We start from the raw sequence: 16,781 nt of genomic DNA, 5'->3' as shown, positions 1-16,781 counted from the left end.
GCCACCTCGCTTTAGAATCCGAGCCCAGGAGCCTCCATGAACCGCTTGATCGCCGCCGCCTCGGCCGCCGTCATGTCCCTCAGTCTGGCGGCTGGAGCCGCATCGGCCCAGGATTTCCGCGCACTGGCCCAGCAAGACCTTCAGGCCGCCCGCGACGCCTTGGCCGCCAACCATCCGGCCGCCGTCATTCCCGGCGCGCCGGGCGAAGCCTTCCGAAACTGGATCGACGCCGGTTATCAGGACGCCCTGGGCCGCGTCGGCCGCGTCAACAGCGGGGACAGCCACGCCTATCTGTTGCGCTACTATGCGAACGGATTCCGCGATTCCAACACCGCGATCCGGCCGACCTATGAAGGGCAGGGGCCCTTCTTCGCCATCGGCTGGCCGGGCCTGACGACGGCCTGGCGCAACGGCGAATATGTGGTCTCCTACGTCAAGCCGGGCGTTCGGAACCTGCCGCCTGTCGGCTCGACCCTGGTCAAGTGCGGCGACAAGACTGCGGCTCAACTGGCCGAAGAGCGGCTGGACCGTTGGGAAGGCGATCTGACGACGGAAGCCGGGCGCGTCCGCACCGCCCCCTATCTGCTGTGGAACCGCAACAACCCCTTCACCGGCGGCGTGCCGTCGCTGTGCACCTTCAAGGTCGGGCGCCGGGACCGCGAGTTCCAGATGCAGCCCCAACCCGCCGACGCGGCGTCGCTGGAAGCCGCCTATCGCGCCACCGTCTACATGCCGCCGGCGACGCCGCTGGCCGTCGAGACCGTCAACGGTCGTCCCTGGGTCCATGTCCACAGTCTGGCCGACGACGCCGGCTGGGACGCCTTCTTCGCCGCCGTCGAGGCGCAGCTGCCGGCCATTCGCGGATCGCAGGGCCTGGTGATCGATCTGCGCGGCGCCGACGGGTCGTCGCTGAACGCCACCAGCCGCGGCTACGGCTTGGCCAATCGCATCTGGACGCCGGAGTTCACCGTCAGCCGCCAGCCGGAAGCCGGCTCCATCACCTATCGCGCCACCCCGGCCAATCGCCAGTGGTTCGTCGACACCTTGGGCCGCATGCAGGCCGATCCTCGCTTCGTGCAGGAATCCAGCGCAGTGATCGACCAGACCCAGGCCATCGTGGCGGCCTTCGATTCGGCCCTGGCGGCCAATCAGGCGACCTTCACCATGCCGGGTCGTCCGTCCGTGCCGGACACCGGCGCGGCCAATCCGGTCGCCGGACCCGTGGTCGTGCTGGTGGACGCCGGCTGCAGCGGGGGCTGCCTGGACACCCTGGACCTGCTGACCCGCCTGCCGAACGTGCGTCTGGCGGGATCGACCACGGCTGAGGACACCATCTTCATCGAGCCGACCGTGCTGCGTCTGCCGTCGAACTACGCGGAACTGACCTATGGCCATAAGGCCTGGACCACCCGCCAGCGCGGCAATGATGCGCCCTATACGCCGACGCAGGGTCTGGTTTACGCGGGTGATGCGGCCGACGAGACGGCCGTGCGCGCCTGGGTCGCCAGCCTGTTCCAATAGGACGTCCTGGCGATCGGGTTTGAAGGGGGCGGGTCGGGGTGGAACCTCGGCCCGCCCCTTCCTATTTCGGGCTCATGACCGATCTCGACCTTTCCGATTCCGTAGCCCCCCGACACTCCTCGGCCGGCTATGATCTGACGCCGCCCGATGATCAGGAACGCGCCCGGCTGGAGGCGGACCTGAACCCCGAGGAGAAGCGCGTCCTCCTGTCCCACGGCACAGAGGCGCCGTTCTGCGGAACCTTGCTGGGCGAAAAGCGCGCGGGCGTCTTCTGTTGCCGGGAATGCGGCCTGCCCCTGTTCCGCAGCCGCACCAAGTTCGAAAGCGGAACCGGCTGGCCCAGCTTCACCGAACCTGTCGATCCGGCCCACGTCCATGAGGTGCGCGACACCAGCTACGGCATGATTCGCATCGAGACCCTGTGCGCCCGCTGCGGCAGCCACCAGGGCCACGTCTTCCCCGACGGCCCGCCGCCGACGGGAAACCGCTATTGCATCAACTCGGTCGCTCTGACCTTCGTGCCCGAAGGCGAACCCTTGCCGGACCCGTTGCGACGGGGCGACGGAAACGCCTGACCATGGCCGCAATCGGCGTGCTAGGATGAGGCGGAAGGAGACGGCCCATGCTGATGGCAGGACTTGTGGCGAGCTTGGCGCTCGCAGCTTCGGGCGCAGGCGCGGACGGCGATCCTGACGGCGTCGTCGCGACCGCCCCGACCAACGCCCCGACCCTGGCCCAGGCCATGGCCGCCGCCCCGGAAGCCGCTGCGCCTGCGCCGACCGCGCAGGACGCTCAACCCCATGGGATGACGACGGAACAGCAGATCCAGGCCTGGCTCAGCAACAGAACGCCCGGCGTGGATTTTCAGGAGCCCCTCCCTGAAGGCCCCATGGACGACCGCCAGATGCACGGCATGGTCGAGGCGGGCGTCGGCACCGGCGGCTATCGCAGCTATGGCGCCGCCGTCTCGATACCGATCGGCGAAAACGGGCGTCTGGACCTGGCCTATCGCGAGGGGCGCAACGAACCCTGGGGGTACGGCTATGAGGCCTACGGCTATGGACTTCGGGGGCCTGGTTTCTATCCGCCTTACGGGCGGGTGCGCGGCTACGGCGGCGATTCGAGCCGCAAGTCCCTGTCGATGGGCTTCAGCTGGAGCAAGGACCGGGACGCTGAAGACGGCGCGGTCTGGCCGCGAGGCGCGACGGCTTCGGACTGAAGCGGCGCGGCCTTCCATCAAGCAAAAGGCCCGGCTTTCGCCGGGCCTTTTTCGTCTCAGATGGTGCCGCCGGGGGGAATCGAACCCACGACCTCAGCCTTACCAAGGATGCGCTCTACCACTGAGCTACGGCGGCCCCGACTGAGGAAGCGGCCGTATAGCCAAACCGTTCGGGGGAGGGAAGCGGCTTTTTGACGATCTGAAAGAAAGTTTGGACAAGCCCCGTTATCACGGCATTCTAAGCCCATGACTCGTCCGCCGCACGACACCGACACCCCGCCCGTCGAGACCTCGCCCAGCTTGACGCCAGAGGGCGGCGCGTCGTCCGAGGCGGCGCGGGCCAAGGCCGAACGCGCCATTCGCCTGGCGGCGGCCCTGCGCGCCAACCTGAGACGCCGCAAGGCGCCCGCCCGAACCCCGGCGGCGCCCAAGGACAGCAACTGAAAGTCATCGCCCGGCGGACGCTCCGCCCTTTGGCAAGCGCGCGCCGGCTTGCTAGAGAACCCTTCCCCCGAGGCGTTTCCTTCGGGCGCGCTTCAAGGACGTCATGGACAGTATCGCCATTCAGGGCGGCGCTCAGCTCTTCGGGGAGATCCCCGTCAGCGGCGCCAAGAACTCCGCCATCAAGCTGATGGCCGCCTCGATCCTGACGGATCAACCCCTGCTGCTGACCAATATGCCGCGGCTGGCCGACACCCGCTTCTTGGGTCAGTTGCTGCGCCAATTCGGCATTGAGGCGACCGAGCGGGACGGCGCCGACGGGCAGGAGAGCCTGTTCCACGCCAAGACCCTGACATCGACCTTCGCCCCCTATGATCTGGTGCGGCAGATGCGGGCCTCGTTCAATGTGCTGGGGCCGCTCTTGGCCCGCACCGGCGAGGCCAAGGTGTCTCTGCCCGGCGGCTGCACCATCGGCGCCCGGCCCGTGGATCTGCATCTTCAGGCGCTCACGGCCCTGGGCGCTGAGATCGAGCTGGAGGAAGGCTATGTCACCGCCAAGGCGCCGTCCGGCCTGAAGGGCGCCGAGATCGAGTTTCCGTTCGTCTCCGTCGGGGCGACCGAACACGCCCTGCTGGCCGCCGTCCTGGCCCAGGGAACGACCGTGCTGCGTCGCGCCGCGCGTGAACCCGAGATCGGCGATCTGGCGCGCTGTCTGACCGCCATGGGCGCCAAGATCGAGGGGATCGACACCGACGTCCTGACCATCACCGGCGTCTCGTCGCTGACCGGGACGACCTGGTCGGTGATTCCCGACCGTATCGAAATGGGCTCCTACGCCGTCGCCGCCGCCATGGCCGGGGGCGAAGTCCGGTTGACCAAGGCCAGGGCTGATCTGATCGGCGCCCTGACCGACAAGATGATCGAGGCCGGAGTCGAGGTGTCGCCGACGGACGACGGCGTTCTGATCAAGCGCGACCCCAAGGTCCGGCTGAAGGCGGTCGATGTCGAGACGGCGATCTATCCGGGCTTCGCCACCGACCTGCAGGCCCAGTTCATGGCCCTGATGACCACGGCAGAGGGCGTCAGCACGGTGCGGGAGACGATCTTCGAGAACCGTTTCATGCATGTGCCGGAACTGGCGCGGCTGGGCGCCGAGATCTCCGTCCATGCGGGCGAGGCCCGTGTGCACGGCGTCGAGGCGCTGCATGGCGCCCAGGTCATGGCCACCGATCTGCGCGCCTCGATGTGCCTGATCATCGCCGGCCTGGTCGCCGAAGGCGAAACGACCGTCGGTCGCGTTTATCATCTGGATCGCGGGTTCGAGCGTTTGGAACAAAAGCTCGGCGCCTGCGGCGCAGAGATTCGGCGGATCAAGGGTCACAGCGAAGGGATGGAGTGATGACAGCGGAGATCGACGGCGCCCTGTCCGAAGCCAAGACGGCGGTCGAACCGCTGCGTCTGCTGGCTGAGGACGCCGACGATCTGCAGATCATCTCGGCCGCCCTTCAGGACGCCATACTCCGGCCGATCGACATCGTCTGGGAAAAGGGCGCGCGCACCCTGACCATCGCCTTCAGCCGCTTCTGTTGGGAATGCGGCGGAACCCGCGTCATGTCCGCCATGCAGTTCGGCGATGTCATGGGGGTAAAGAGCCGGCGGTTGCCGCGCAACCCGGACGCCTCGCTGGAACTGCTGGCGCTCGACTTCATCCCGACCGAGGCGCCGAGCGGTCGGGTCATACTGATGTTCGCCGGGGGCGGTGATCTGAGAATCGACGTCGAATGCCTGGACGCCGTCGTCACTGACATATCCGAGCGCTGGCCGGCCCGAATGGCGCCGACACATTTGGACGACGCAGGGCTGGACGAAGGGAAGACGGTATGAGCGCCCCCCACAAGCTGGCGTCCGTCGAGCTGGACGCCGCCACCCTGCCGGCGGCGACGGCCGAGATCGAGCACGAGCGGCGCGTCGCCATCTTCGATCTGGTCGAACGAAACAGTTTCGAACCCGTCGGCGCAGAGGGCGGGTCCTACCGGCTGAAGCTGTCGCTTCAGGACAATCGTCTGGTGTTCGACGTCACGGGCGAGGCCTTCGCCCGCACCTACGCCATCAGCCTGACGCCGCTGAAGGGCGTCATCAAAGACTATCTACTGATCTGCGACAGCTATTATGAAGCCCTGCGCGGCTCCTCGCCCAGCCAGATCGAATCTGTCGATATGGGTCGAAGGGGACTGCATAACGAAGGGGCGGAACAGCTGATGAACCGCCTGGAAGGCAAGATCGCAGTCGACCAGGAGACGGCGCGAAGGTTGTTCACCCTGCTGTGCGCCCTCTACCGTCGCGGCTGACCTCGACTATCTTGCCGTTTTGAGGCATTAGGCCCCTCCATTCCGCCCCTCGCGCCCGCCCGGCGTGGGGCTGAACGCATATCAACCGGGCGCGAGAGGCCGCATGGCTAAGGAAGAACTGCTCGAGTTTCCCGGCACCGTCAGCGAACTGCTGCCGAACGCCACCTTCCGCGTGACGCTCGAGAACGACCACGAGATCATCGCCCACACCGCCGGCAAGATGCGCAAGAATCGCATCCGCGTGCTGGCCGGCGACAAGGTCCTGGTGGAAATGACCCCCTACGACCTGACCAAGGGTCGCATCACCTACCGCTTCAAATAAGGAGCGGCGTCGTTTTCGTGTCGGAAGGGCGTCTGGAGCTTGTGTTGGCCTCGTCCAGCCCACGCCGCATCGAACTGCTGGCGCAGGTGGGAATCAAGCCGGATCACATCGACCCCGCCGATATTGACGAAACCCCGCTGAAGGGCGAGACGCCGCCGCGTCTGGCCGAAAGGCTGGCGACCTCCAAGGCCCAGGTGGTCGCTTCGCGTCGCCCCCATTCCGTTGTGCTGGCCGCCGACACGGTGGTCGCGGTCGGTCGTCGGTTCCTCGAAAAGGCGGCGGACGAGGCCGAGGCCGCACGTTTCCTCAAACTGCTGTCCGGGCGCAATCATCGTGTCTTCACAGGGGTGGCGGTGGTGCGCGACGGCAGGACGGCCGTGCGGGTCAATGAGACCCGCGTCACCTTCAAACCGCTGTCCGATCATGAGATCGCGACCTATGTCGCGACGGGCGACTGGCGCGGCAAGGCCGGCGGCTACGGCATCCAGGGCCCGGCCGGCGCCTTCGTTCAGCGGATCGTCGGCAGCCATCCCTCGGTCATGGGGCTGCCCCTGTACGAAGCCGTCCAACTGTTGCACGGCGTCGGCTGGCGCGCATGAGCGGCGCGGTCGAGGCCTTCCTCGACGACACGCCTGGCGAAATCCGCGGCGTGGCGACCCGGAACGGCCGCTACACCCATCTGATCATCCATCGCGACGACGACGTCCCTCAGTGCCGTTTGGGCGCGCGGGCCGTTGGCCGCGTGACCGGCGTCAATCCAGGTCTTCGCGGCGCCTTCATGGACCTGGGCGCCGGCCCGCCGGCCTTCCTGCCGCTGAATCGGAAGGATCGCGTCGATCAGGGCGAGCGGTTGGAGGTGGTGGTGATCGCCGAGCCCCGCGCCGGCAAGGGGCCGGTCGTGCGTCGTCTGGGGCCGGGGGAGGGCGCGCCGCGGCTGCTGCAGGCTGCGCCCGGCGTGGCGGAGCGTCTTCAGGCCCTGGCTCCGAATTGTCCCTTGATCGAGGGCGTCGCCGCCATCGACGCCGTCGTGGAAGCGGAGGAAGAGGCCTTAGCCGGCCGCTGGGTCGGCGCGACCCATGGCGTCGATCTCGCCTTGGAAAGGACGCGCGCCCTGGTCGCCGTCGACATCGACTATGCGCCCAGTCCCGGTCGAGACGCGCGGCAGGGGCGGGCGGCGGCCAACCGAGAGGGGCTGCATCAGGCCGCGCGGCTGATCGGTCTCAGACACTGGGGCGGGCTGGTGGTCATCGACCTGGTCGGGGACGGGCAGGACGCGGAGGCTCAAGCCCGCATCGCCCGCGCCGCCTTTTCCCACGAACCGCAGGCCGTCTTCGGCCCGATCAGCCGATTCGGCCTGCTGCAGATGTCGCTGCCCTGGCGCATGACGCCGGTCGAGGAACGACTGTTCGACGGCGGCGGACCGTCGGTCGCCACGCGCGCCCTGGCCTTGGTTCGGGCGTTGCGTCGGCGGCTGCTGAGCGAAACGACGACGCCGAGGCTGAGCGTCCGCTGCGCGCCGGAGGAAGCCGCCTTGGCCGCGCCCCTGATCGCCCGGCTGGGGCCGAGGGCCGGCCTGCGGTCTGACGACGCCCTGCCGCCCGGTCGGGGCCATATAGAAGAAGGCTGACCCATGAGCGCCTGTCCCATTTGCCGCAAGGCCGAGGCCGATCCGAAATATCGGCCCTTCTGCTCGCGCCGCTGTTCAGAGGTGGATCTGCAACGCTGGTTCAGCGGGGCTTACGTCATTCCGGTTCCCTTGGAAGAGGGGCTGAAGGAGGATGACGAAAAGGACTGAAACGGCGCTGGACAGTGCGAAAAGTGTCGCCTATAGACCCGCCTCTCGCGACGCCGCGTCGGCGCCTGGATAGCTCAGTTGGTAGAGCAGCGGATTGAAAATCCGCGTGTCGGTGGTTCGAATCCGCCTCCAGGCACCATTTCCCCTTCGGGGCTTCCCAGATTCCATATCTTTTCCCGGCAAGCGCCTTCACGCGTGCGATCGTCGCGTACAATCGGCGACTCGCGGGCCGGATGACCTACGGAACGCTGCTGAAAGAGTTAAAAACTGCGCCGAGGCGCGTTTTCGAACAAGCTTCCCCTAATCGACAGATTAGCATCACAAAAATGTCGTGCTGCGCCATTCTGGGCGCGACAAAAGGGTGAGATTCCCATGAACCTTCTCCCCGAAGGCGAAATCCGGCTGTTGTCCCTTGACGCTCCGGTAAGGGTTCGTCAAAGGGGTTGGGACGCCCTCCCATTAAGGCGTCAAACGGATTCCTAGGAGGCGTGTTCTCCCGCGGTTCGAACATCGGAGGCAGTACGGGCGACCGCATATGTCTCCATCCAAGAATTCAGCGGCCGGCGATCCCGCAGGGACATGGCCTCTGAAGGAAACATTTCAGGTTGGGGGGCGGCCCTTTGACACGGCCGCACCTTTGGTTCCACGAGTCAGACCAAGCAGGAACTGGCGAACTATGCTGAACAGCAAAAAGACGAACATCCTTCTCGCCGCGGCCGGCGCGGCCGTCCTGATGGCGAGCTCGCCGGTTCTGGCCCAGGCCCCGGCCGAGCCGACCCCGGCCGCCGCGCCCGCCGAAGCCCCGACGGCCATGGCTCCGGCCGCCGATGCGGCCAACCCCTCAACCGTCGGCGAATCCGTCGGCGGCGGTCATTCGGGCGGCATCACCCCGATCTCCATGTTCATGGAAGCCACGATCATCGTTAAGGTCGTGATGATCGGCCTGCTGCTGGCCTCGATCCTGTCGTGGACCCTGCTGCTCATCAAGCTGTTCGAGTTCGGCGCCCTGAACCGCAAGACCGACAACTTCCTGGAAAACTTCCGCGGCGCCCGCACCATCGCGGACATGCGCGCCGTCGCCACCCAGGAAGAATATGACGGCAACCCGCTGGCCGACATGGCCGCCGCCGCCACCGACGAAATCGAAATGTCGCGTCAAGCCGGCCTTTCGGTCACCGGCGACCACCTGGACAACGCCATGGGCCGCGCCACCGCCGCCGTCGCCGCCGTTCAGTCGGGCCTGGCCAAGCGCCTGTCGGGCGGTCAACAGTTCCTGGCCTCGGTCGGTTCGACCGGTCCGTTCGTCGGTCTGTTCGGCACCGTTTACGGCATCATGAACTCCTTCATCGGCATCGCGGAATCCAACACGACCAATCTGGCCGTCGTTGCTCCGGGTATCGCCGAGGCCCTGCTGGCCACCGGTATCGGCCTGTTCGCCGCTATCCCGGCCGTGGTCTTCTATAACTACTTCAACACCCGCATCGCCGCCTACGGCACCCGCGCCGACGGTTTCGCCGCTGAGCTGCTGAACGGCATCTCGCGTCAACTCGACAAGGGGGCGTAAGACGGATGGCCGCCAAGATTAAATCAGGCGGCGGCGGCAGCCAGGTCGAGGCCAACAGCGATATCAACGTCACGCCTTTCGTTGATATCATGCTCGTCCTGCTCATCATCTTCATGGTTGCGGCTCCGCTCGCATCCGTGTCGGTGCCGGTAGAGTTGCCGATCGCCGTCGCCAAGGCGGCCCCGAACCCGCCCAAGCCGGTCTATATTTCGATCCAGAACGACGGCGACGTCTTTGTGGGCGACTTCCAGACCAGCATCGGAACGCTGGGAGAAGATCTGACCAAACAGATCGGCTCCCGGAACCCGGCCGATGAGCGGATTTTCATTCGGGCTGACCAAAACACCCGCTACGGCGACTTCATGCAGGTCATGAACGCCTTGCAGGATAACGGCTTCTACAGCGTTGCACTGGTCGGCGAAGACCAGGCGACGAGCTAGATGGCGGAGATAGTATGACAGACGTCACTTATCATCGCAGTCGTTACGACGTACCCAAGGCCAAGGGCTTCATGGGGGTTTCCTACCCCGTGCTGATCGTGTGCCTGCTGATCGTCACCCTCCTGTTCGCCCTGCTGATCTTCTTCCTTCAGCAGTCGAAGTTTAAGCTCAAGGAGTTCAACTACGTCGACGAGTCCGTCGAGGTCGAGTTGGTCGAGCCGGTCCCGCCGCCTCCGCCGCCTCCGCCTCCGCCGCCTCCGCCGACGGACACGCCTCCGCCGCCGAAGCTTCAGGTTCGCGTGCCCGCGCCCGTCCCGAACATCGTTCCGCCTCCGCCGGTGAACATCACGCCGACGAAGAAGGAAGATCGGGTCGAATACACCGGTCCGCCCGTCGTCGTTCCCGGCCCGCCGCCGCCTCCGGCTCCGCCGGCGCCGCCCAAGCCGTCCGTGATCACGAACGTGCAGTGGGCCCGTCAGCCGCGTCCGACCGCCGACGACTTCCCTGCCCGCGCTCTGGAACGGGAAATCAGCGGCTCGGCCACGGTCGAGTGCACGGCTCGCGCCAACGGCTCCCCGGCCAACTGTCGGGTGGTCTCGGAAGAGCCGGCCGGCATGGGCTTCGGTCGCGCCGCCATTCGGGTGGTTCAGCGTGGACAACTGTCCCCGCGGACCGTCGATGGCGCCGCCCAGGACGCCACCTTCCGCGTCCGGGTGCCCTTCACCCTCGGGTGAGGCGCAGCCTTCAAAGGACAGACGCCCCGGAGAGCCATCTCCGGGGCGTTTTCTTTTGTCCCGCGTCGCCACGAAATCGCATCAAGCCGCTTGATCCCCTGTCGCAGGACCGGTAGAGAACGCGCCTCGCGATGCGCGGGCCGCCTTAGCTCAGTTGGTTAGAGCGCCGGTTTGTGGAACCGGAGGTCCTCAGTTCAAGCCTGAGAGGCGGTACCATCGCAGAGGCCGGGCGGGCTTGATGCCCCGGCCTGTAGCTCCCATCTCCTGATCGTCGGCCTCCATTTTCCGTTTTTGGGCCGATCCCCCACATCGACAGGAGAGCGCAGATGAAGACGCGCAAACTGGGTCCAAGCGGACCCGAAGTCTCGGCCATCGGCCTGGGCTGTATGGGCATGAGCGCCTTCTACGGCGGCGCCGACGAGGCCCAGTCCACCGCCGTCATCCACCGGGCCCTGGACCTGGGCGTGACCCTGTTCGATACGGCCGAGATGTATGGGCCCCATACGAACGAGATCCTCCTCGGCAAGGCGCTGAAGGATCGGCGCAACCAAGCCTTTATCGCCACCAAGTTCGGCATCAATTACAACGCGGACCGGTCGAAGCTGATGGTGGACGGCAGCCCCGCCAACGTCCGCCGGGCCATTGAGGGCAGTCTCCAGCGGCTGGGCGTCGATCACGTCGATCTCTACTATCTCCACCGGGTCGATCCCGACACACCGATCGAAGAGACGATCGGGGCGATGGCGGAGCTGGTGACCGAAGGCAAGGTCCGCTTCCTGGGACTGTCGGAGGCGTCGCCTGAGACCCTGCGCAAGGCCCACGCCACCCATCCGATCACGGCGCTTCAGACGGAGTATTCGTTGTGGAGCCGCGAGCCCGAAGACGAGCTGTTCGCCGTCACGCGCGAGCTGGGGATCGGTTTCGTGCCCTACAGCCCGCTGGGCCGGGGCTTCTTGTCCGGTGAGATCAGGTCGGTGGACGATCTGGCCCCCGACGACTTCCGCCGCACCAATCCGCGCTTCATGGGCGAGAATTTCCAGAAGAACCTGGATCTGGTCGAGGCGGTGAAGGCGATCGCGGCCGACAGGGGCGTCACGGCCGCCCAACTGGCCCTGGCCTGGGTCCTGGCTCAGGGGGACGATCTGATCCCCATTCCCGGCACCCGCCGCGTCGCGACCCTGGAGCAGAACGTCGCCGCCGTGGACCTGGCGCTGACGCCCCAGGATCTGGCGCGAATCGACGCCGTCTTCCCCAAGGGAGCGGCGGTGGGCCATCGCTACGCCGAGTCGGCGCGGGCGGCCCTGAACCGCTGAGGTTCTGGCTCTGAACGCCATGAAAAGGCCCGGCCGGAGCGATCCGGCCGGGCCTTTGCTGTTCTGCGCCGAAGAGGATTACTGGATGCGGGTCCAGGTCTGGGTCTTGCACAGGGGAGCGACGACACAGCCACGCAGGTTCAGGCTGTTGTCCCCGTTCATGGTGATGGTGCCGCGATAGGTGCGGCCGTCAGCCGGATTATAGACCGAGCCGTTGCGCCATTCCGTGGGGCCGCCGGTAAAGCCCGAAAGCATGGGCAGATTGCGCAGGGTCCGGCCCCGCAGGCTGGCGTCGCGATTGTGCTCGTCGCGCACATTGGGGTCGGCGCGGATGTGGTTCGACGTCACCAGCGTCCCGCACAGGGCCTGGCCGCAGCGGCTGATCCGCACCTGGCCGCCATTGGTGGGGGTCTGCCACAGGCCAGTCGGATCGCCGGCCAGGGCGGGGGAGGCGAGGGCGGTCGCCAGGGCGGCGGCGGCCAGCATGATCTTGGTCTTCATCGTCGTTTCCTCTGTTCGGGTCGGCGACGCCGCCCGTTGGGCGCAAGGTGATCCCGGTTTTGGATCAAAACAAGGCTCTGCCGATCACCTTATCGCCAACAAAAACCGGACCTTAGGGAAGCTTTCGGCGGCTGGAGCAGCGGGCGTTCCGCGCGCGGACCGGCTAAGCCCCCACCTATCCCCCGATCAGAGCCAGCCACTCGTCCTCGGTCAGCACCCGAACCCCGTGCTTTTCGGCGTCCTTGAGCTTGGACCCGGCGGCGGGGCCGGCGACCAGGTAGTCGGTCTTTTTCGAGACGGAACCTGAAACCTTGGCGCCCAGGCTTTCGGCGCGGGCCTTGGCCTCGTCGCGGGTGAAGCGTTCCAGGGCGCCGGTGAAGACGACGGTCTTGCCCGCGACCGGGGTGTCGGACTTGGGCCGTTCGGCGTCGAGGATTTCGGTCAGCTCGGCCTCGAGCGCGGCGACGACCTTCAGATTGTGCGGCTCGTGGAAGAAGTGGGCCAGGGCCAGGGCGGCGACGGGGCCGACGCCGGTGACGCCGGCGATCTGGTTCAGGATTTCGGACGGGGCTTCCTCACGCGCCACGCGGGCCAGTTCGACCAGGCCGGACCAGTCCTGAACCATCGTCGCCAGCGAGCGGCGGGCCGGGGCGGCCATGCCGGGGAAGGCCTGACTGATCTTCATGTCCATCGTCGCCTCCGGCCAGGGATCGACGGCGGGGGGCGTCGCCTCGGCCATCAGGGTCAGGACGCGGGGCGATATGGCGTGGGCGGAGGCGAGCGTGGTCCAGGCGTCGGACGGCACACCCGAGGCGGCCTGGACGCAGGCGGCCTTCAGCGCGGACCAGCTTTCGAAGGCCCGAGCCAGGACGATGGAGGTCTGTTCGCCGATGTCGCGTATGCCCAGGCCGAACAGGAACCGGTCCAGCGCAATGACGCGCCGGGCGTCGATGCCGGCGACCAGGTTGCGGATGCTGGTCTCGCCATAGCCATCTTCGCGCTCCAATTCCTTCAGCCGGTCCGCATCGCGCGCCAGGCGGAAGATGTCGGCGGGCTCCTTGATCCAGCCGCGGGCGTGGAAGGCGACCAGCTGTTTCTCGCCCAGGCCTTCGATGTCGAAGGCGCGGCGGCTGACGAAATGCTTCAGCCGCTCGACGATCTGGGCGTCGCAGATCAGGCCGCCGGTGCAGCGGCGCTTGACCTCGTCGCCCTCCCGCACGGCCTCCGAGCCGCAGACCGGGCATTTGTCGGGGAAGACATAGGGGACGGCGTCGGCGGGCCGCAGGTCCGGGACCACGCCCAGAATCTGAGGAATGACGTCTCCGGCGCGTTGCAGGCGGACGGTGTCGCCGATGCGGACGTCCAGACGTTCGATCTCGTCTTCATTGTGCAGGGTGGCGTTCCTGACCACGACCCCGCCGACGGTGACGGGGTGGAGCCGGGCCACGGGGGTCAGGGAGCCGGTGCGGCCGACCTGGATGTCGATCCCCTCCAGCACCGTGGTCGCCTGTTGCGCCGGGAACTTGTGGGCGATGGCCCAGCGGGGGCTGCGGGCGACGAAGCCCAGCCGGCGTTGCCAGTCGATGCGGTCGACCTTGTAGACCACGCCGTCGATGTCATAGCCCAGGGTCGCGCGGTCGCGTTCCAGCTCGCGATAGACGGCGATCAGGCCCTCGGCGCCCTCGACCCGGCGCGAGCGGGCGTTGACGGGAAAGCCCCAGGCCTTGAGCTTTTGCAGGGCCTCCCACTGGGTCTCGGCGAAATCGCTGGAGTGTTCGCCCCAGGCGTAGGCGAAGAAGTTCAGCGGCCTTTTGCCCGTGATCCGGGCGTCCTTCTGGCGAAGGGAGCCCGCAGCGAAGTTGCGGGGGTTGGCGTAGGTGCGGCGGCCCTCGGCCTCGGCGGCGGCGTTGAAGGCGGCGAAGGCGTCATTGGGGGCGTAAACCTCGCCCCGGATCTCGATCCGGTCGGGCCAGTCGTCGCCGGCCAGGGCCTGTTTCACATCGGCGATGGTGTTCAGATTGGCGGTCACGTCCTCGCCCGTGCGCCCGTCGCCGCGCGTGGCGCCGAGGGTCAGCCGGCCGTCCACATAGAGGAGGTTGGCGGACAGGCCGTCGATCTTGGGCTCGGCGACGAAGGCGATGGGTTCGTCGGCCGGCAGTTTCAGGAAGCGGGCGATGCGGGCGACGAAGTCGCGCACCTCCCCCTCGTCGAAGGCGTTGTCCAGCGACAGCATGGGCACGCCGTGCCGCACCTCGGCAAACTGGCTGGAGGCGACGGCGCCGACCTTGTTCGACGGAGAGTCGGGGCGGACCAGATCGGGAAAGGCGGCCTCGACCGCCAGATTCCGGGCGCGCAGGGCGTCGTAGTCCGCGTCGGAAATCTCGGGCGCCGCTTCATTATAGAGGGCGTCGTGGCGAGCCATTTCGGCGGCCAGCCAGGCCAGCTCCTCAGCCGCCGTCTCGGCGGTCAGGTCTTCGACGGGCGGAAAGGCGGGAATCGCGCTGGACATGTCGAACTCCCTATCATCTGTTTCAATGCATGCGCAGCGTCAGGATCATCCCGTCAACGCGGCTGACGGCGCCGCAGCGCCGCGCTAAGTTGCCGTATCGACCCCGTGGAGCCGCCCATGCCGACCGTCCGTTCTTTCGTCAGCGCCGTCATGACGGCGGGCCTCGCGCTCGGGGCGGCCGGCTGTGTCACGCCGACCGCGACGCCGGCCGGCCAGCCGGTCGCCGCGGTCGCCTCCGTCTATGATCAGCTGTTGGCGGACGCGCGGATCCTGTCGTCGGACGAAATGGAGGGGCGCGACACCGGCTCGACTGGCGGAGAGCGGGCCAGGGCCTATCTCGTGTCGCGGCTGGAGGCCCTGGACGTGGCGCCGGCGCCGTTCGGGCGGCTGCAGCCGTTCGAAGCCATGGGCGATTCGCCCAACGGGCCGACGACCTATCGCGGCGTCAATATTCTGGGGCTGATCCCCGGCCGCCGGGTCAGCGACCGCTATATCGTCGTGTCGGCCCACTATGATCACGTCGGCGTCCACGGCGGTCGAATCTACAACGGCGCCGACGACAACGCCTCCGGCGTCGCGACCGCCCTGGAGCTGGCCAAGCGGCTGAAGGCCGAGGCGCCGGAGCACAGCGTTCTGCTCGTCTTCTTCGACGGGGAAGAGCGCGGGCTTCTGGGGGCGAAAGAGTTCGTCAAGGCCCCGCCCATGCCCCTGTCCGCCGTCGCCCTGAACCTGAACTTCGACATGACGGCGCGGGCCGAGACCGATGGGCGGCTATGGGTCACGGGAACCTATCAAAATCCGAGTCTACGCCCGATCCTGCAGCCGATCGCCCCGGTAGGGCCGGTCCGCCTCGCCTTCGGCAAGGACACGCCGCAGGATGAGGGAGAGGACAATTGGGTGGACGCCTCCGATCACGCCCCCTTCCATGAGGCCGGGGTTCCCTTCCTCTATATGGGCGTCAATTATCACCCCGACTATCATCGCCCCAGCGACGACTTCGAGCGGATCAAGCCGGAGGTCTTCGCCGCCTCGACCGAACTGGCCATCGCCGGATTCCGGGCTCTGGACCGGTCGTTGGATCGCTGATGCGGCGCCTGGGCGGGATTCTTCTCTGTATTGCAGCCCTGGCGGCGTGCGAAGGCCGGGAGGGCGGAGTGCGCCGGGGGACGGAGACCGCAGAGCGGGCGCCGGTTGAGGCGGCCTTCCGTCACCAGCTGAGCGGCGACGTCTCGGGCCAGTATCGGCCGGTTGGGAGCGGGGCTGCACCGGGGGACTTGGCCGGGCTGTTCGTCGGCCAGATCGCGGCTTTTGAAGCGTGGGAGCGGGGATCGCGGGCGGGCGCGCCTTTGATCCTGACCCTCGCCGGCTCGGACGGCTCGCCGCCGGTGTCGCTGCAGGCCTATGAGATCACGGACGATAGGCTGCGGATGACGGGAACCGCTGCGCGCGGAGAGGCGGTGCGTCTGGATCTGCGGATCGACCAGGGCGCCCTGGCGACCGCCAGACGCAATCTGGGCGACCAGACGCCGGTTATGAGCGGGGCCGTTCAGGTGGGCGATCGCCGGTTCCCCGTCAGCCTGACGTGGTGGAACGGCGACTGATCAACCGAGGGCCCGTGCCGCCAGCCAGGCCGCGCCGGCGATCGTCAGCCAGATGAAGGCGCCGACGGCGCCAGCCAAGATGATCGACCCGCGTCGCCGCCCTGGGTCGGCGGCGCGCCGGTCTTGCGCGGGACGTGGAGGTCCGGATTTTATTTCGGGATCGCGCGACACGTTGCAACCTAAGATAGATTTCCAGATTGGGTCAAGGCCAGACCGAAGAAGGCGCGCCGCCGCAGAGCCTTGGACGAGAGCCAGTGATCCGAAGGCAGATCGTTTGTCGTAAAATGGATCGCAATCCGCAGCAAAAGCTCCGCTGAAACTTCACGCAACAGCGCATGCGCCTTCACACAGCATCCCTAATGACTCCACTCGGGCAGGAGGGGCGATCACGTCTTTGCGGCCGGGCATGGGCTCGGGCGCCCCCTGTCATAGCTCTTTGACCAGACACGGTGGACTGACGATGACCGGCCTTC

The 16,781-nt window shown here is 67.1% G+C and carries 19 protein-coding genes and 3 tRNA genes; 19 read left to right on the top strand and 3 right to left on the bottom strand.

Annotated elements, in window-relative coordinates; translation table 11 throughout:
- Nucleotides 1-36 precede the first annotated feature (36 nt).
- The 3 genes from ACW178_RS11900 (at nt 37) to ACW178_RS11890 (ending at nt 2,740) form a co-directional block, all read left to right on the top strand.
- Nucleotides 37-1,521, top strand: coding sequence for a hypothetical protein (locus ACW178_RS11900; RefSeq protein WP_191557970.1), 1,485 nt, complete (start codon nt 37-39; stop codon nt 1,519-1,521).
- A gap of 74 nt (nt 1,522-1,595) precedes the next feature.
- Complete coding sequence (gene msrB, locus ACW178_RS11895; protein ID WP_287106097.1) at nt 1,596-2,096, top strand: peptide-methionine (R)-S-oxide reductase MsrB; 501 nt, start codon at nt 1,596-1,598, stop codon at nt 2,094-2,096.
- Between the two features lie 47 nt (nt 2,097-2,143).
- The gene (locus tag ACW178_RS11890) at nt 2,144-2,740 is read left to right on the top strand and encodes a hypothetical protein (RefSeq protein WP_224760960.1); all 597 of its coding nucleotides are present in this window, start codon (nt 2,144-2,146) and stop codon (nt 2,738-2,740) included.
- 61 nt (nt 2,741-2,801) lie between these two features.
- Here ACW178_RS11890 and ACW178_RS11885 read toward each other — a convergent pair.
- Nucleotides 2,802-2,876, bottom strand: a tRNA-Thr gene (locus tag ACW178_RS11885).
- Nucleotides 2,877-2,986: 110 nt separating this feature from the next.
- Here ACW178_RS11885 and ACW178_RS11880 point away from each other — a divergent pair.
- The 14 genes from ACW178_RS11880 to ACW178_RS11815 all read left to right on the top strand — a co-directional run bounded on the left by ACW178_RS11880 (nt 2,987) and on the right by ACW178_RS11815 (nt 11,697).
- Nucleotides 2,987-3,184 carry a hypothetical protein gene (locus ACW178_RS11880; protein ID WP_182715012.1) on the top strand — a complete coding sequence of 66 codons (198 nt, stop codon included), beginning with the start codon at nt 2,987-2,989 and terminating at the stop codon, nt 3,182-3,184.
- A 103-nt stretch (nt 3,185-3,287) separates the two neighbouring features.
- A complete protein-coding gene (gene murA / locus ACW178_RS11875) occupies nt 3,288-4,580 on the top strand; it encodes a UDP-N-acetylglucosamine 1-carboxyvinyltransferase (RefSeq protein WP_191554118.1) in 1,293 nt (430 codons plus the stop codon).
- Nucleotides 4,580-5,065, top strand: a complete 486-nt coding sequence (locus tag ACW178_RS11870) for a DUF2948 family protein (protein ID WP_054766061.1) — start codon at nt 4,580-4,582, stop codon at nt 5,063-5,065. Before murA ends, ACW178_RS11870 begins: the two co-directional genes overlap by 1 nt.
- A complete protein-coding gene (locus ACW178_RS11865; protein WP_054766060.1) occupies nt 5,062-5,529 on the top strand; it encodes a UPF0262 family protein in 468 nt (155 codons plus the stop codon). The genes ACW178_RS11870 and ACW178_RS11865 overlap by 4 nt, the downstream gene beginning before the upstream one ends.
- A gap of 103 nt (nt 5,530-5,632) precedes the next feature.
- The gene (gene infA / locus ACW178_RS11860; protein WP_008261544.1) at nt 5,633-5,851 is read left to right on the top strand and encodes a translation initiation factor IF-1; all 219 of its coding nucleotides are present in this window, start codon (nt 5,633-5,635) and stop codon (nt 5,849-5,851) included.
- 44 nt (nt 5,852-5,895) lie between these two features.
- Nucleotides 5,896-6,450 (top strand): Maf family protein, encoded by a 555-nt coding sequence (locus ACW178_RS11855; RefSeq protein ID WP_492024593.1) that lies wholly within the window; start codon nt 5,896-5,898, stop codon nt 6,448-6,450.
- Nucleotides 6,447-7,478, top strand: coding sequence for a ribonuclease E/G (locus ACW178_RS11850; RefSeq protein WP_191558950.1), 1,032 nt, complete (start codon nt 6,447-6,449; stop codon nt 7,476-7,478). The genes ACW178_RS11855 and ACW178_RS11850 overlap by 4 nt, the downstream gene beginning before the upstream one ends.
- Nucleotides 7,479-7,481: 3 nt before the next feature.
- Nucleotides 7,482-7,646 carry a DNA gyrase inhibitor YacG gene (locus ACW178_RS11845; protein ID WP_082382714.1) on the top strand — a complete coding sequence of 55 codons (165 nt, stop codon included), beginning with the start codon at nt 7,482-7,484 and terminating at the stop codon, nt 7,644-7,646.
- A gap of 63 nt (nt 7,647-7,709) precedes the next feature.
- Nucleotides 7,710-7,785 (top strand) — tRNA-Phe (locus tag ACW178_RS11840).
- Nucleotides 7,786-8,322: 537 nt separating this feature from the next.
- Nucleotides 8,323-9,210, top strand: coding sequence for a tonB-system energizer ExbB (exbB, locus tag ACW178_RS11835; RefSeq protein ID WP_054766057.1), 888 nt, complete (start codon nt 8,323-8,325; stop codon nt 9,208-9,210).
- A 5-nt stretch (nt 9,211-9,215) separates the two neighbouring features.
- Complete coding sequence (locus ACW178_RS11830; protein ID WP_054766056.1) at nt 9,216-9,650, top strand: biopolymer transporter ExbD; 435 nt, start codon at nt 9,216-9,218, stop codon at nt 9,648-9,650.
- A 14-nt stretch (nt 9,651-9,664) separates the two neighbouring features.
- Nucleotides 9,665-10,384, top strand: coding sequence for an energy transducer TonB (locus ACW178_RS11825; RefSeq protein WP_182715004.1), 720 nt, complete (start codon nt 9,665-9,667; stop codon nt 10,382-10,384).
- A gap of 139 nt (nt 10,385-10,523) precedes the next feature.
- Nucleotides 10,524-10,600: transfer RNA gene (locus ACW178_RS11820), tRNA-His, on the top strand.
- Nucleotides 10,601-10,710: 110 nt separating this feature from the next.
- Nucleotides 10,711-11,697 (top strand): aldo/keto reductase, encoded by a 987-nt coding sequence (locus ACW178_RS11815; RefSeq protein ID WP_287104296.1) that lies wholly within the window; start codon nt 10,711-10,713, stop codon nt 11,695-11,697.
- Between the two features lie 78 nt (nt 11,698-11,775).
- Here ACW178_RS11815 and ACW178_RS11810 read toward each other — a convergent pair whose 3' ends face one another.
- Entirely contained in the window at nt 11,776-12,198 is a 423-nt protein-coding gene (locus ACW178_RS11810; RefSeq protein WP_054766053.1) for a DUF2147 domain-containing protein, read from the bottom strand.
- Between the two features lie 175 nt (nt 12,199-12,373).
- Nucleotides 12,374-14,707 (bottom strand): NAD-dependent DNA ligase LigA, encoded by a 2,334-nt coding sequence (gene ligA / locus ACW178_RS11805; protein WP_287104148.1) that lies wholly within the window; start codon nt 14,705-14,707, stop codon nt 12,374-12,376.
- A 117-nt stretch (nt 14,708-14,824) separates the two neighbouring features.
- Between ligA and ACW178_RS11800 the strand changes: the two genes are divergently transcribed.
- Nucleotides 14,825-15,793, top strand: a complete 969-nt coding sequence (locus tag ACW178_RS11800; protein WP_492024592.1) for a M20/M25/M40 family metallo-hydrolase — start codon at nt 14,825-14,827, stop codon at nt 15,791-15,793.
- Nucleotides 15,793-16,308, top strand: coding sequence for a hypothetical protein (locus ACW178_RS11795; protein WP_287104152.1), 516 nt, complete (start codon nt 15,793-15,795; stop codon nt 16,306-16,308). The genes ACW178_RS11800 and ACW178_RS11795 overlap by 1 nt, the downstream gene beginning before the upstream one ends.
- The last annotated feature ends 473 nt before the right edge of the window (nt 16,309-16,781 follow it).

It is taken from the genome of Brevundimonas sp. AVps4 (assembly GCF_058681525.1).
The sequence above is the reverse complement of the archived record's forward strand: the minus strand, read 5'-3'. Positions and strand labels throughout refer to the sequence as shown.